This is a genomic window from Nostoc sp. 'Peltigera membranacea cyanobiont' 213 (genome assembly GCF_002245975.1).
Lineage (GTDB): Bacteria > Cyanobacteriota > Cyanobacteriia > Cyanobacteriales > Nostocaceae > Nostoc.
This window is the reverse complement of sequence record NZ_NOLI01000039.1, coordinates 24,304-40,416: the sequence shown is the minus strand read 5'-3', so window position 1 is coordinate 40,416 and position 16,113 is coordinate 24,304. Positions and strand designations below refer to the sequence as shown.

At 41.8% G+C, this 16,113-nt stretch carries 10 protein-coding genes; 3 read left to right on the top strand and 7 right to left on the bottom strand.

Annotation, left to right across the window (positions count from 1 at the left end; translation table 11 throughout):
• The first annotated feature begins 62 nt into the window (after positions 1 to 62).
• A complete protein-coding gene (locus tag CDG77_RS13345) occupies positions 63 to 1,907 on the top strand; it encodes a tetratricopeptide repeat protein (RefSeq protein WP_094329848.1) in 1,845 nt (614 codons plus the stop codon).
• A 220-nt stretch (positions 1,908 to 2,127) separates the two neighbouring features.
• Here CDG77_RS13345 and CDG77_RS13340 read toward each other — a convergent pair whose 3' ends face one another.
• The 3 genes from CDG77_RS13340 to tftA form a co-directional block, all read right to left on the bottom strand.
• Positions 2,128 to 3,762 (bottom strand): alpha-D-glucose phosphate-specific phosphoglucomutase, encoded by a 1,635-nt coding sequence (locus tag CDG77_RS13340; RefSeq protein ID WP_094329847.1) that lies wholly within the window; start codon positions 3,760 to 3,762, stop codon positions 2,128 to 2,130.
• 333 nt (positions 3,763 to 4,095) lie between these two features.
• Entirely contained in the window at positions 4,096 to 6,684 is a 2,589-nt protein-coding gene (locus tag CDG77_RS13335) for a BsuBI/PstI family type II restriction endonuclease (protein ID WP_094329846.1), read from the bottom strand.
• A 293-nt stretch (positions 6,685 to 6,977) separates the two neighbouring features.
• Positions 6,978 to 8,330: a hormogonium tapered terminus morphoprotein TftA gene (gene tftA / locus CDG77_RS13330; protein ID WP_094329845.1), complete on the bottom strand. Its 1,353-nt coding sequence runs from the start codon at positions 8,328 to 8,330 to the stop codon at positions 6,978 to 6,980.
• Between the two features lie 171 nt (positions 8,331 to 8,501).
• Between tftA and dnaG the strand changes: the two genes are divergently transcribed.
• Both dnaG and CDG77_RS13315 read left to right on the top strand, forming a co-directional pair.
• Entirely contained in the window at positions 8,502 to 10,445 is a 1,944-nt protein-coding gene (gene dnaG, locus CDG77_RS13325) for a DNA primase (protein ID WP_094329844.1), read from the top strand.
• 838 nt (positions 10,446 to 11,283) lie between these two features.
• Complete coding sequence (locus tag CDG77_RS13315; RefSeq protein WP_094329842.1) at positions 11,284 to 12,951, top strand: MBL fold metallo-hydrolase; 1,668 nt, start codon at positions 11,284 to 11,286, stop codon at positions 12,949 to 12,951.
• A 78-nt stretch (positions 12,952 to 13,029) separates the two neighbouring features.
• Here CDG77_RS13315 and CDG77_RS13310 read toward each other — a convergent pair whose 3' ends face one another.
• The 4 genes from CDG77_RS13310 to CDG77_RS13290 all read right to left on the bottom strand — a co-directional run bounded on the left by CDG77_RS13310 (position 13,030) and on the right by CDG77_RS13290 (position 15,913).
• On the bottom strand, positions 13,030 to 13,341 hold the full coding sequence (locus tag CDG77_RS13310) for a DUF6679 family protein (RefSeq protein ID WP_012408115.1): 312 nt from the start codon (positions 13,339 to 13,341) through the stop codon (positions 13,030 to 13,032).
• Between the two features lie 581 nt (positions 13,342 to 13,922).
• Complete coding sequence (locus CDG77_RS13300; protein WP_094329840.1) at positions 13,923 to 14,144, bottom strand: hypothetical protein; 222 nt, start codon at positions 14,142 to 14,144, stop codon at positions 13,923 to 13,925.
• Positions 14,145 to 14,357: 213 nt separating this feature from the next.
• Positions 14,358 to 15,146 carry a Nif3-like dinuclear metal center hexameric protein gene (locus CDG77_RS13295; protein WP_094329839.1) on the bottom strand — a complete coding sequence of 263 codons (789 nt, stop codon included), beginning with the start codon at positions 15,144 to 15,146 and terminating at the stop codon, positions 14,358 to 14,360.
• Between the two features lie 17 nt (positions 15,147 to 15,163).
• Positions 15,164 to 15,913, bottom strand: a complete 750-nt coding sequence (locus tag CDG77_RS13290; RefSeq protein WP_094329838.1) for a hypothetical protein — start codon at positions 15,911 to 15,913, stop codon at positions 15,164 to 15,166.
• Positions 15,914 to 16,113: the final 200 nt, after the last annotated feature.

The window sequence follows — 16,113 nt, the reverse complement described above, 5'->3', positions numbered from 1 at the left end:
GTTAAAATACTCGTTAACGGGGACTAGAATTAGAATTGACGTGACGTTTCTTAATAGCTAAAGTGTCAGATTCTCTGCCATTGCGCGATCGCTATCTTGCCTTAATCGATGAAATTGTTGAAACCACCCTCAAGGGCAAAATTAGCTCTGTTGAGATGGTGTATCAAATGCTGCTTAAAGGAATTACTTCCGGTACTGGGGAAGTCTTTGAGTTAGTTTTGAGCGATCGCCTGAATGCTCTCCAAAGCCAAGTAGATAGTGAAAACGACGAACTTAAGAAAGGCAAGGCTACTCGTAGTTTGAGAGCCATTAAGACCATTCAAAGCCAATGGCAACGTTGGCAAGAGCAAAACAAAACAACAGAAGCGATCGCTGCCGCAGTTACAGAAATTACCACAGCCCAGGCTGACGAGCGTCTAGCGACATTTTTACGGATTACTGACCCCAATCAGAAGTATCCGCTAAATTCGCAACAGCTACAGCAATTATCAAAGGCTTTACAGCAATTTGCCCAGGCAGATGCTGATTTAGAACAGTTTTCCGAAGGGATTACCCGTGGTTTAGCTTCTTGGCAGCGATTGCAAGATAATTTGCTCAGTTGGATGTACGAGCAAAAAGAAGCTTTAGGATTTGGCGGCGTACCCGGAGAACGCGGCCCTTGGGCAAGTTGGGCTAAACAACTCAATAGCGAGTTACCCAAAGCACTGCTTCGCACCTTAGCGATGGAAGAATCCGCAATTGAATTTGCCCAACGACAACGGGGAATCACCTTGAGAGATTGGGTAGAAATGGCATTGATTTTACAGTTCTTGCAACGGGGGCTAATTAACTGGTTTGACCAACAAGCTTACGATGTTAAGGCGGGGCCAAAGTTGTCCATTTCCACTTTTTTGACCTTTGCAGTGATTTGGAGTCAATTAGCAAGTGGTTTTGGCAGCATTGGGACAGTATACGCCGATGCTTGTTCTCAAATCATGCTCCAAATTTTGCGAACCTTTGCCCAGCGTCCGTATTTTCCCTTTTATGGCGGGATATTTGCCTCTTTTACTGGTACTTATTTGCGAGATGCCCTCGATTATTTGGATGAACCATTACGACGAGGTGAGGGAACCCAAGAAAAGGCGCGGATTTTGACGCTTTTAGGTTATTCGCAGCGTGCTTTAGGACAATACCAGCGCTCAATTGATTTTCATCAGCAGGCATTAGAGATAGCCAGGAATGCAGGCGATCGCACCTGTGAAATAGCCAATCTCAACCACCTCAGCCGTACTTATGTGCAACAGCAAAATTATGCTGAAGCAATTAACTACAGCCAACGAGCATTAATCTTGAGTCGGCAAGCAGGCGATCGCACCGGAGAAGCAAACGCGCTAGTAAACTTAGGTTACAGCGAAGTCATGCAAGCTCAAGAATTGGAAAACTTAGAACCCGAAACTTATGAATCTGCAATTAACTATTTAGAACAAGGTTTAAAATTATCGGAAAAATTAGGCGATATTCAAAGTAAAGCCTTATGTGTCAGCAGCTTAGGAATTGCCTATCTAGTAATTGGAGAACACCAAACAGCAATTAAATATCTTGAAGATGGCTTTAAGACAGCGCAAGTTTCCGGCGATTTGTATCTCCAAGGGCGGAACTTAGCTTATTTAGCAGAAGCTTATTATTATCTCCAAAATTCTGAAAAAACCGTTTACACAGGTTGTTTGGGAATGTATCTTTTAGAGCAAATAGCTTCTAATGAGTGGCGGCAAGCGGCAGGTTTACTAATAATTTTGCAAGGACAAATTGGGGCAGAAGCATTCCACAATTTCTTACAGCAACATCGCCCTAAAATCATTGCAGTTATTGGTGTAGATGGGTACGATCACATTCCCAAACTATTAGAAGTATACAAGCAAGATATATAGCGTTTCTCGGTCTGGTGAGATACAAGAACCCCACCCCCAACCCCCTCCCCGCAAGCGAGGAGGGGGCTATGATGCGATACAGTTCATGTTAAAGCATTTATTTCTTCTCTCTGTGTTCTCTGCGCCTCTGTGGTTAGTAAAAAAACTAACTTTAACTGAACTGTATTGGGCTATAATCTGCATCTTTTGATCGGGAAAAGCTATAACCCCTAACCTATTACTAAGTAATCACAGTTGGTTGTTCCCGCCCTGTAAGTTCGCGGATCTGGGCTATCTCCTCAACAATAGCGATCAAAGAAGCAAGTGCTTCCTGGGGATCGAGGTTATGTTTAGCGGGATCTGCCTCATAGCTTTCTATATAAACTCTTAGCGTTGCACCTTGAGTCCCCGTCCCAGAAAGTCGCACCACAATGCGCGAACCATCGGTAAAGCCAATACGAATACCCTGTTTTTCGCTAATGCTGCCATCTACAGGATCGGTATAACTAAAGTCATCACTGTATTCAACTTGATAGTTACCGAATTGCTTCCCTTTAAGAGTTGGCAATAAAGAATCCAATCTTGCAATTAAGGTGTTTGCTGGCTCAATTTCTATCCCTTCATAGTCATGGCGGGAATAATAATTGCGTCCATAAGTCTGCCAGTGTTCCCGGACAATTTCCTCAACAGATTGTTGCCGCTCTGCCAGAATATTCAACCAGAACAGAACCGCCCATACCCCATCTTTTTCGCGGATATGATTAGAACTAGTACCAAAGCTTTCTTCACCGCAGAGAGTAGCTTTACCCGCATCTAAAAGGTTGCCGAAAAACTTCCAACCAGTAGGCGTTTCATAAGATTCAATTCCCATCTGAGCAGCGACTCGATCCACAGCTTGACTAGTAGGCATCGATCGCGCTACACCAGCTAAACCAGAACTATAACCAGGGACTAGCTTGGCATTTGCAGCTAAGATTGCGAGGCTATCGCTAGGAGTGACAAAGAACTTACGCCCTAAGATCATATTGCGATCGCCATCTCCATCAAAAGCTGCCCCAAAGTCTGGTGCATTGTCACCGTACAAAATATCCACCAACTCATGGGCATAAACCAAGTTTGGATCGGGGTGTCCACCTCCAAAGTCTTCTAGGGGTGTACCATTACGCACAGTTCCCTTTGGTGCGCCCAAACGTTGCTCAAAAATGGCATGGGCATAAGGGCCAGCTACCGCATGTAAAGCATCAATGCCGATCCGAAAATTTCCAGAAGTCAACAGTTGCTGAATGCGATCGAAATCAAACAGGGACTCCATTAACTCTTGATAATCTTGTACGGAGTCAATCACCTCAACTACTGTCTCTCCCAAATGTGACTCACCCAAGGTTTCTAAATCTACATCTGGTGCTTCCAGAATTTGGTAGCTATCAATTACTTTACTGCGATCGTAGATAGCCTCTGTCACCTTTTCCGGTGCTGGGCCACCGTTGCCAATGTTATATTTCACACCAAAGTCACCATTTGGCCCGCCCGGATTATGACTAGCAGACAAGATGATGCCGCCAATAGCCTGGTACTTGCGAATAATAGCGGAAGTTGCAGGAGTAGACAAAATCCCCCCCTGACCAACTTTAATCAGCCCAATGCCATTAGCCGCAGCCATTTTCAAAATGATTTGAATGGCTTGGCGATTGTAATAACGGCCATCACCACCCAGAACTAGGGTTTGCCCCTGTAATTCCCCCACAGAATCGAAGATAGATTGGATAAAATTTTCCAGGTAGTGGGGCTGCTGAAAAGGCTTAACTGCTTTCCGTAGCCCAGAAGTACCGGGCTTTTGGTCGCTAAAGGGAGTAGTAGAGACTTTACGGATGTTCATAGATCGTGTTTAACAAGGCATTTTCTCTTACAGCTTTGCATAAGTTCGTTACAAAAAAAATTGCCCCGTATTAAACCTTTGTGTATCCTCTCTTTCTACCTTTGGAGTGATTCATTTTTACGCAAAGCTGTACTAAGTACACAGACACCTGAATTCTGCTTTATACTCCAATACAGTTCAGTGAAGTATTTATTATTTTTCTTTTCTTTTCTTTCTTTTCTTCCTTTGTGTTCTTTGCGCCTTTGCGGTAATGCCTCCGGCACGCTCCGCGAACGTTAAAAAAATTGACTTTGATAAAGAGTTAAGCCTTAACTAAACCGTATTGCTTTATACTCATAAAGTTTGCTCCTTCTCTATTTGGTAAGCCTGCAATAAAGATTCACCATTGAAATGAATTAAGTGAGTTGAATCTTCAGCAACCCAAACATCTGTTTCCCAAGCAATCTCTGCCAGATATGCCACCATTGCCTTACGACTGAGAAATGTTGTCACCATCACCAAAGGTATTTGGGCATTTCTGAATAAAACTTCAAGTTCCTTCTTCCGTTTAGGATTAATTGGGCCATGTGACGTTACAGCTTCAATCAGCACCAACCAGTTATTTGTTGTGAAGTGAATAATCACATCTGGCATTTTGCCGTGAGAATCAATATTAACGCCCAAATCTGCCAATGCTGCGTCATCGAAGTAGGCGAACTTTTTAGCTGTATCACCAACATAGATGAGCTTTCCACCGGGAGTGAAACTAGGGACAAAATCATTAATAATTTTTTTAATCAGATTATTATGATTACCTGGCGATAAAGTTTTAATTTCTCCGTCTATTACTATGGGAATATGGGACATTTTACGTTCTTGAGCATATTGCTTTTTCAGAGTTTCAACTGAAGCAAGATAGGTACGGATGCTCTTTTCCCATTCGTCAGTACCGTAAGTTCTTAATAGTTCTAGCGCACTGTTTTCAATTTGATATACAGTTTTGGGACTGTTGGTAGGGCGGCTAGGATTATCTGGATTAGAAACTACTAAAGCTGCGTCTTTAAATTGATGCACTGTTTTCTTACGAATTCCTTCCCGTGTGCCGGTCAGATAAACTTTGTCATAATGTTGACCTATAAAGTCAATCATCCGCTTAATTCCCATCAAAGGGGAAGTGGCTAATTGCCAAGAGTCTGTCGGTTTCAAGTCAAGCAACGCCAGAAGAGTTAAAGCTGACTGTTTGTTAAGCTGTTCCCGTGGAAAGCCTAATTGTTTCAAGACTTGCAGCGCTTCATCAATTCGAGACTTCGTTGCAATTGGATTATTCTCTGATAAATTCGACATACCCAGTAGCTGATTTTCTATAAGTTCATCAATTTCTCGCAAAGAAGGAAACTGCTCTTTAATAGCTGTCCCTAATGACAATAGCTGTTCCAAATTAGGATACTTTAATTTTCGCAAATCTGTTGCATTGACCTGAGTATGCCCATTGAACAAACGGAAAAAAGCATCAACTAGGGTTGAATTTAGATAAACAGCAAGCCCACGAGCCAAAGTCAGGCTAAGTCCACGTCCACTTTTATGAAAGTAATTCAAATGATTTTCAAAGCCTACAGAAGCATAATTAAATTGGTCGGCATCATAAACCACTGCAACAATACGCCTTTTCTCTTCTTTCGATGAGAATCTTTTACATAATACATAATGCTCATTTGGTATTAGAAGATTCTTTGTTTTTTCTAGAGAAACTATTGCTTGAGGCTTTTTGGTTATTTTTGGGTGTTCTATATATCCATTCGAAAAATTCACCGGATAAATTAAAGGAACAGTATTGCTTTCTGCATTTGTCCTTAAGTACTCTTTTGCTCGGAAATCTACTACCCGTCCGGTTGAAACTGTTAGCCCTAAATCTTTTAACGTACAGGTAAAAAGTGCAATTCGCTGAACGATTTGCTGGCTTATTTGATCTGGAATAATATGAATAAACTGCTCTAGATCATCGGGTTGAACTAAGTCCAGATATGGTATATAGTGTGACATGATCAGGTCATCATTAGAACCATAACTGGTATTAATGATGACGTTGCTAGACTTTTTCCTTTGTTTTGTAGCTTGGATAATGATAGTTTCCTGCAAAATATCATCGTCACTAAATGCTTCTTGCCGCGACTCAAAAAGATGTACTTGTTGTAAAGCCATCATCTCTAAAAACATCTTGCGGAAGTCACGAAAATATGGGCCATTGCAAAAACTGCGCGGCGTAATCGCTACAAACTCCCCATTTGGTTTTAGAAGCTGCGCTGTAGCAGCCATAAAACCAGTATAAAGATTGCTAGTTTCCAAACCAATGGAACGCAGCAATTCGCGCATCTTGGAATTAGCATTGATTTTCAAATAAGGCGGGTTGAGAATAGCATGGGTAAATTCTGTAGCGTTTACACTATTCAATAAACCAACCTGAAGCAATTTAACTGCATCTTCGATAAAATCATTCTCACGAATTTCGTAATTGAAGGAAATATCCACACGTTGACATTCCTTGTTACATAGGTCTAGAGTTTGATGCAGATACCCGATTAGAAAAGGATCAATTTCATAAGCTACAACGCGCAAACTTGATGTGTGTTGTGGCTGCTGGCATACTTTTGCTACAAAAGCGGCTAGTAATGAACCAATTCCTGCACCAGCATCAAGCAAGGATATTTCAGGTAAATCCAGCCGATTAAACATCCCAGCCATTAATTGTGCTACTGAGGCGGGAGTCAGAAATTGACCCATTGATGCTTTTTTGTCTTGCCTTAGCTTTAAACTTGCTACAGTCCGATGAAGATCCACTTGTGCAAGCAAGTTTCCACTTGATATTTCAGCAAGACTGGTAAACTTTAAACTACTGTTATGACTTGCTACTAACCCTCTACTGATTGATGGGACGATCGCGGTCATTTTCTTTAATTGCTATCAAGATATATATAGCAATCCTAAATCATTTGTAAAATCTTCTCTTTCTACACTTTGCGCCCTTCTCTGCGAGACGCTACGCGATTGCGGTTCGTTAAACAAAACAATTTTCACAGATTAATAGGATTGCTATAACAAATTTACAGCATCGTGATGTCTAAAGCAGATCGCATTATGCAGAACCTTAGATCATTTTGCTATGAAGTTATTAAACGAACCGCCAAGTACGCCAAGGAGAGAGGGAGCGAGTAATTAGTGCAAGTTTAGTTACTCAAGACTCAAAGAAGTCCTGCTGATTCATATAATCGTTTGAGCATTGCGGAAATCTTCGTACCATAATCTAAATCTGCTGACCATCGCCCTGATAACTGATCGATTAATGGTGCAATTCCCCTGGTTACAAAGCGAAATCTTGGATCTACTACTTCCTGTACCAAAGGTTCTAAACTAGCGTAAGCTTTCAAATGTTGAATATGTGCCCTCACCCCAATTCTGGCACTTGGAAAAGATGCAGCCTCTGAACCACCACCGATCGCACCTAAGCCAGCAAAGTTATTTTGCTCAGGTTTAATATCACCACCAAACCGTAAAAATCCAGTTTCTACAGACATTTGGCAAAAGGCAATATCATAGTTCACTCCTTCTATCCCTGATTCTTCTCGATAAAGTTTTGGGATGTCAGGAAACTTCGCCAAAGCATTTTCATTATTGTTTCTGAGAAATAATTGTAACTGGACTTCTGAAGTATTACCGTTTGACATCACGCGCGAAAATTGACCAGGACAAACCATCAAATTCGATCGCAAACTGACAGTACGAGTTCCAGCATCCCAATTGACTGCAACATTAAAATCTCGCAGTTCGATGGCTTTGACATAAACTACTTTATGATAAGTAATCCGATTGACATTAGCTGCTTTTGAAAGGTCAATTCGTAGAAGGTCTACTAAATCAATAGGAATGTAAGCATTCCCATTAACTAAAACTCCTTTCTCTGAGTAATTCTGCCCATTAATATTAATATTTATTGGCGGATAATTTGCTTCGACTGGAGTTCCAGGAGTGGGATCAATTACACGACTCCAAGTTACCAATCCATCAGCAATTCCTAAAGCAAAATCACGGCGACGAGTTTGCAGCAAAGCCCGATCTTCTGGATTGCTGAGAAATGCCACTTGCATCACCAAAGCTGGAAGCGTTGTCTGGCGACAAAATGCTAAACTACCTAATCCGCTATCTGTATCTGGCTTGACTCCCCGATTCGGTAATTGGGGTACGCGGCGCAACAAACCCATTAGTAACTGTTCAGCATTACTTTTGCGATCGCTATTATTAGCAATATAAAACACGCTAGCCCCACGCACAGAAGGGCTATTAGCCGCATTAGATTCAATTTCCAAGGCAACATCACCCCGCCGCCCGCGAGAATTGATCCAGGTAATGGTTTGAGCAGCACTCAAGTCATCGGGAACCGCCAAAATTTCCAAATTTCGCGCCCTCAGTTCCGTAACAATCAAATCTCGCAGCAGAATCATCTCTTTAGCTTCAGTTGTACCACCTGCGATCGCACCTTGATCGACCCCTCCAGCTTCTTTGCCTCCATGAGCCGCAGAAATAAAAATACGTCCCATCCTCAGTATTTCCTCTGATAAAATTAAGTGTAAGCAATTATATTAGTCATTCTTGGTCTAGCAACAAGAATATAATAGCTATCAGAAGTCATTTGTCCTGCGTCCTTTGTCCTTTTTTCAAAGTTAATGCCCAATGACCAATGACTAATGACCAATGACTAATGACAAAATATGCAAATCCCCCGCTTGCACCCAGACACAATTGAGGAAGTTAAACTACGGGCTGATATTGTAGATGTCGTCTCAGAATACGTAGTTTTACGCAAACGTGGGAAGGATTTTGTCGGTTTGTGTCCTTTCCATGATGAAAAATCTCCCAGTTTCACCGTCAGCCAAACTAAGCAAATGTACTATTGCTTCGGCTGTCAAGCTGCGGGAAATGCCATTAAGTTTGTGATGGAGTTGGGAAAGCGTTCTTTTCCTGATGTGGTACTGGATTTAGCACGACGTTACCAAGTACCCGTACAAACTCTAGAACCCGAACAACGCCAGGAATTACAGCGTCAGCTATCTTTGCGCGAGCAGTTATATGAAGTTCTCGCTTCGTCAGCACAATTTTATCAACACGCCCTGAGACAATCCCAAGGGCAAAAAGCACTTCAATATTTGCAATCTAACCGCCAACTCAAAGAAGAAACCATACAGCAATTTGGCTTAGGCTTTGCCCCCGCAGGTTGGGAAACTCTCTATCGTTATCTTGTACAAGATAAACATTACCCAGCACAGATACTAGAAAAAGCGGGATTAATTAAGCCACGCAAGGAAGGAGGCGGTTATTATGATGTATTCCGCGATCGCCTAATGATTCCCATCCGCGATGTCCAAGGGCGTGTCATTGCCTTTGGTGGAAGAACTCTGACGGATGAACAACCTAAATATCTAAACTCACCAGAAACGGAACTTTTTAGTAAAGGTAAAACATTATTTGCCCTAGATCGAGCTAAAGGTGGAATCTCCCAACTCGATCGAGCCGTGGTGGTAGAGGGATATTTTGATGCGATCGCTCTCCATGCTGCTGGTATTAATAACGCTGTCGCTTCCCTCGGTACAGCTTTAAGCTTAGAACAAGTCCGGCTAATATTACGCTACACCGAATCGAAACAATTAGTACTCAACTTTGATGCTGATAAAGCCGGAACCAATGCCGCAGAACGTGCGATCGGGGAAATTGCCGAACTAGCATACAAGGGCGAAGTTCAACTAAAAATTCTGAATTTAGCAGATGGTAAAGATGCTGATGAATATTTGCATAGTCACACTCCAGAAGATTATGGAGAACTGCTAAAAAATGCCCCACTTTGGTTAGACTGGCAAATTCAGCAAATTATTCAAGATCGAGACTTGAAACAGGCTACTGATTTTCAGCAAGTAACTCAGCAATTAGTTAAATTACTTAAAAATATAGCTAACAGCGATACACGAAATTATTACGTTTCCTACTGTGCCGAAATACTCAGCTTGGGAGATACCAGACTTATACCCCTGAGAGTTGAAAATCTCCTAACTCAAATTGCTCCGGTGGCGGCTGCATACACTAAACCTGTATCAGCAAAAAAAGCATGGGGAAATAGCCAAGTTTCCCACTCTCCACTTCCTACAGAACGCAGCCTTTTAGAACACGCAGAGGCGCTATTACTGCGAATTTACTTACATTGTCCTGAACAGCGTCAAGCGATTATTGCCGAACTAGAGGAACGAGATTTGCAATTTAGCCTTTCCCACCACCGATTTTTATGGCAACAGATTTTAGAAATCTCATCAGGTGATGAAGAAACGAGAAATTTTGCGTCTCAACCAGATTTAATTTACCGCTTGCAAGACCATTTTTTAGAATTTAGTAGCGAAATGGGGTTAATTTCGCATTTATTCCATGTAAATGAAAAGAATCAGAAAGAAATACTTCGGACACCGCAAGTAGTTCAAGCTGCGATCGCTTGCATGGATTTAGTGATGCTTGAAAAACGCTATCGTCATTTTTTGGAACTATGGCAACAAACCGATCCTGAAGCTGAACCGGAACGTTATCAATCTTATTATCAGGCTTTCTACACCGAAAAAATTAAGCTTCAGAAAATAGACAGGCAACGGCTGTTTTCCATCACAGACTTGTTGTAGATGACAAAAAAATCAGGTTGGCGTTGGATGTGCGATCGCTTTCATCACTACGATCGGATAAAGTTTCGGGGCTAACTGGAATCTTAGAGGATATTTGAAAAATCCTTAGTGATGTATCAAATACTTTTAGATCCCCCTAAATCCCCCTTAAAAAGGGGGACTTTGATCCCGTTTACCCCTTTTCTATTGACCAGATTCTAGATGAGGATTTTTACGGTTTGTAGAGGATTGCTCTTACTGTTACATTGCTTAACATTTAAATGGATAGACAGGTGAACCGAAAGGTTTTACAATCTGACTGATTACGGTGAATTTACTTATTGTCTAATCAACATAAGCATAGTAAAGATTTTCTAGTGATTACGTTTGATTGCGGAAGCACTAAATTAATATAAGAAAGTCTTGAGTAAGGGGCAGCAAGCAAATGGATGTAAAGCTGATTCTAGCTGGATTAACAGTTATATTCACGCTTTCGTGCCTATTTTTTGGCACGAAAAATGGATTCTATGATTCCGATGACTATCACGGAAATGGCTCTGCACATTGAGTTCAATCTGTAGATGCGGCTTCGCGTAGGGTGAGTTAGCTAAGATAGCTCAGAACTTGCAAAGGGAAAATACATAAGAGGCAAACTCCTTTAGCTCCTAGTTTGATGGCTTTTAGTTAGCCCACCTTTCCGAAGCAGTGCGGGTTCGCAAAGGTGTCCTCCCCAATCAAAATCTGTATTCTCAGGGTGTAGGGGCGCACTATAAAACTTACCCCTAAGTCACAAAGCCAAAATTTGTGTAATTTTTGGCTTTTGGGATATGTCTATGACGAGATTTGAGGGGAGGAGAGCATGAGGGATAATCTGTCGGCATCCTCTGGCGTAGATGCTGCGGAGGCGGGTAGTGAATTAGAATGTTTGCCGTATAGTGTCCAGCATGACAATGAGGGCGTGTGTTTACTGGTGAAGATGGGCCCACACCGCATTCTATTGGATTGTGGTATGGAGGATATTTCATCGCTGGGTAAGGGGCTTACGAAGTCGGAACGTAAATCTAGTTCGTCCCTGCCAGCAGATTTAGTTTTGATTAGTCATGCTCACCCAGATCATGCTAGGGGCTTGCTAGCACTGCATAAAGCTTTTCCTAAGTTACCTATTTATGGTAGCGAAGTAACCAGCAAATTACTGCCACTGAATTGGTTAGATCGAGACGCTGAGGAAATTTCCAAATTTTGTCATGCTTTGCCGTTGCGATCGCCTGTGGAACTCCAAGATGGTTTGGTAGCAGAATTATTTCCCGCCGGGCATCTACCAGGGGCAGTGGCAATTCTCCTTACCTACACTACCAAGCAGCGTACCTACAAGCTACTATATACGGGAGATTTTTTCTTATCAAACTCCCGCTTGGTAGAAGGTTTGCGTTTAGAGGAACTGCGGGGCTTAGATTTGGATGTGCTAATCATTGAAGGTAGTTATGGCACATCCCGTCATCCTCACCGCCGCAACCAAGAAAATCAACTAGCAGAACGAATTAATCGCGCGATCGCTGACCATTGTTCTGTCATCCTGCCCACTCCTGCTTTAGGATTGGGTCAAGAGATGCTAATGCTATTACGCTCTCATCACCACTTCACCGGACGAGATTTAGATATCTGGGTAGATGGGGCTGTTGCTACTGGTTGTGATGCCTATCTAGAACTTCTACCACACCTCCCCCCATCTGTACAGAATTTTGCCCGCCATCAACCCCTATTTTGGGATGAACGGGTACGTCCCCGCGTGCGTCGTTTACAAACAGAACATCGTCCCACTGTGGGCAAGTCACCTTGTATTGTTCTCACGGACGCTACAGATGATTTGAGCAAACACTGCCAACTAGACACAGGCCCTTGGCTGATCCTGCTTCCCGAAAAAATTGATATAAAAGTTAATAAAGAATATTTAGCGCCTACCACTGTCGAAACCTATCTCTTAGCTCAACATAGCGATGGCCCTGGTACTACGCAGCTAATTCACAACTTGCGACCCCAGCATGTCATTTTTGTCCACGGTTCTCCTGCTTACTTAGCAGACTTGACTAGCTTAGAGGAGTTGCAAAACCGCTACCATATACATTCTCCGGCGGCTAACACTTTAGTAGAATTGCCTATCGGCGATACATTTTTACAACCGGCAGCACCAGAAACTAACTACGAAGGCGAACTGACAGAGTTAGGAACAGTAATCACAATCACCCTACCGAATATGATTACTGCCGATCCGCGTTGGCGGCAATTTGCCGATACTGGTTTAATCGAAGCTCGTTGGCAAGGTGAAGAACTAGTCTTAAGGGGATTGTCTCAACGAGAGCTTCTCAGTCAAAATAGCGATCGCTACACATGGACAGATGTAGACTGTTGCGGCACCTGCCGACATCAAAGAGGACAGAGGTGCTGGAATCCAGCTTCCCCGTTGTATAACTTTAAGGTAACTCTCGAAGGTTACTGTCCTGCTTTTGAAGGTTTGAATGATAGTCAATAGTCATTAATCCGATGCCCTTTGTCATTTTTAATTAATGACTAATGACTAATGACTAATGACCAATGACTAATCGCTAAATTATTCTGGATTCGAGTCAGTGTAACGGTTGTGGATGCGCTCTGCTTCAGGGCAATCTTCAGTCATCAGAGGTTCCACATTTCCGCGCGGTACTGAAGCCAGTTTTTGCGTTACAGCACCAATGCTCTCGAGGCGAACCATTTCTTCCCAAGAACAAACTTCGTCCTCTTCTTCTGTTTCATAGCGTAGGGTTACTAAATCTCCCTCTATGTCTATGATGCGGGCGCGTTCAATCCAGCGTTGCTGGTCCCGCAAGAAAACACATACCTCGCGCCCATCGCAACACAGTTGATAAATCTTGCGGTGTAGCATGTATTGTTTCTGCCTTTTTAAACAACGTAGTTAAACCTGTCAAAATCTGGGTTCTACCCCATTACATTACACCTTTAAGAGGTTAATTTCACCTTAGAGAATAAGTATCCTTCACAACCCAATCCCAAAATTTGCTTGTAGTTGTCAAAATACCTGGAAATGTTGGGTCATAAATGAACGCTTATTCTAGCAATGAACTCAATCTCCTTCCGGCTCGTTCTATGGAATGTCTGCTTTATGGAAGTCAAACAATTCGGAACCTGTCCTAAGCAGGCTCATATTTTCTGGTGAGTCATTCTTACCATTATGTAATAAATAATACTCCAAAACAATCGTTGATTGCGGTTGTTTAATTTGCCTACTTTTAGTCATTGGCATTTCTGAGAAGTCTGGGGACTTGACTTTACTATTACCCACTTGTATCTGATCTTAACTCATTCTTTTGCTGACCTTGATAGTTTTCAACAACAACACCCAAAGAGGTTTGAATTTTTAAGGTTTTTTGCCCAGACAGGAGAGTGAGGAATGAGCAGAAATACTTACACGAAGCTTTCCTCAGTTCTTCTGGTTCTTTTGGAGTATCAGCAAGATTTGTTATGTGGTAAAGGAAATTCCATCAGCACGTTCGACGAGGATGCTTCTCGTTTAATTTTACCTGCGCGAACTGCATCATATAGGGCTGCCAGGGCGGGCAAATCTTCTGACTGATAGCATTTAGTAGCGAGTACTTGGTGAAGTAAACCCTCAGATTCAACACTAAGATATCCAGTTTGGAAAGCAGATTCAATGATTGTGCGAATCATTTTGGTTGGGGCAAAGTAAACAATTTGTTACCTCAAGTGTGGAACATTTTCTTGTGCAACTAATTGATATGAAACATTGATGCAATGTGATTATAATTACACGTATCTAGTGATTTATATCACAAGAATGGTAAAAACATGAACTTTTAATGGAAATATTTGATACCGATGGTGAGATTTTAATCCAAATTTGTTCAGTATTAATGTTGTTAATCAAGCAAAAAACTGGCGGAAATCTTCATCCTTTTGACTTAGTTGTACCCAGTCTAGGTTTAAAGACTGGAATTTTTGTGCCAAACGATCGCAAGCGGGACGTTCGGTAGCATAATGTCCAGCATCAATTAAGATAATATTGCGATCGCGACTTTCTTGAAACTGATGAAACTTGCAGTCAGAAGTCAGATAAGCCTCAGCACCAGTTTTGGCAACGGCTGAAATGTAACCAGCCCCCGAACCACCCAAAACAGCAACTCGTGAAATTGTTTGCTGTAAATCAGCACTGGGGGAAAAAATCAAATTAGGGGGAGCAAGTCGGGTTTGAATGGTTGCGAGTAGTTCTTGTAGTGTCAAAAATGGCTCTAGCAAACCAACACGACCATATCCTAAGCCTCCTTGTGTTGGTACTATGGGAGTAACTTCTTTGAGTTCTAAAATTTGAGCTAAAACGTCAGCAGTCCCATCCTGCACTTGGTCGAAATTGGTGTGAGCGCTGTAAATACCAATATTTCCGGTAAAAGCTAACCGTACCATTTCTGCGATCGCTTCACCAGTGCGTAAAGATTTGAGAGGATTAAAAATCAAGGGATGATGGGCAAATATCAGATTAGCATTCAGAGCGATCGCTTCTTGCATTACTGCCAAAGTCGGTGTCAAACATACTAAAACCCGTGCTTTTTCCTGCAAAACTCCTGGTTCAATTTGCCAGCCACAATTATCCCAGCTTTCACACCAAGCGGGATTTGCCCATGCTTCGAACCAAGTAATTAAATCAGCAATTTTCATAATTATTTTCTTGCTAATCAGTGTCTCTGTGGTTGAATATTTAATCTTAATGCTAATTGCTGGCGCATTTCTTGAAAAGGTTTGTTCCATACAGGGCTAGCATTCCAATTCCATACCGCTACGGGGATAAGTTGCTCCTCTGCTAGAGAAGTTAGCAGACGATATTCATCTTCTGGTTCGCGAGAAAATGTGAAGGGATTGCGGTAGCCTGTATCACATAGTTTATAAGATACGACTTGACCGTGATTAATCCGTTGTACAAGTTCCTTACCTTTGACAAGCAAATAATCTAAAAAGACTAAACTAAAAGGCTCTACAGATGCGCGATTTTGCGGCTCCTTTTGTACCCACCTAGCCCAATCAAACCCATACATAAAATCGTGAACGTAACGGAAGCGGATTTCTGTATTAATTCCGAACATTTTCGTCAAAGAAACCATCTTTTCACCAAACAGCTTTAAAAAAGGAATAGCACCTTCATCTGCAATCAAAGCCTGCCTGAGCATACTGCTTACCATAAAATCAAAATCCCAGAATATGTTCTCTGGGAAGTTTTGTAACTGAGCGCGGACTATAGATTCGAGAGTTTCCCGAAGGGTTGTAAGGATTTGAATATCGCTGCTTTCTTCAACAATTAAATTTTCTAATTCTGCAAAACTGGTACTTAATGTCTTTTGAGGGTTAAGTGATAATAAATGAATAGACTGTTGGGCAAGTATTTCATCAATATATTGGAAAGTATGAGTTGGTGTCAGTTCTTGCTTCATAGTAATTGAAATAACCCAAACAGCTTACACTAACTATTAGTGTATATCGAAACAAAAAAATTATTAAATAAGCAAAAACAAACTTAACTTTCAACTTTACAAATTTATACTAATTCTTTGATAAATTATATCTAATTAATTCCGCATCAATAATTCTCATTGCAAAACTATCACGGCGAAATTTGTTTAATGCACATCGC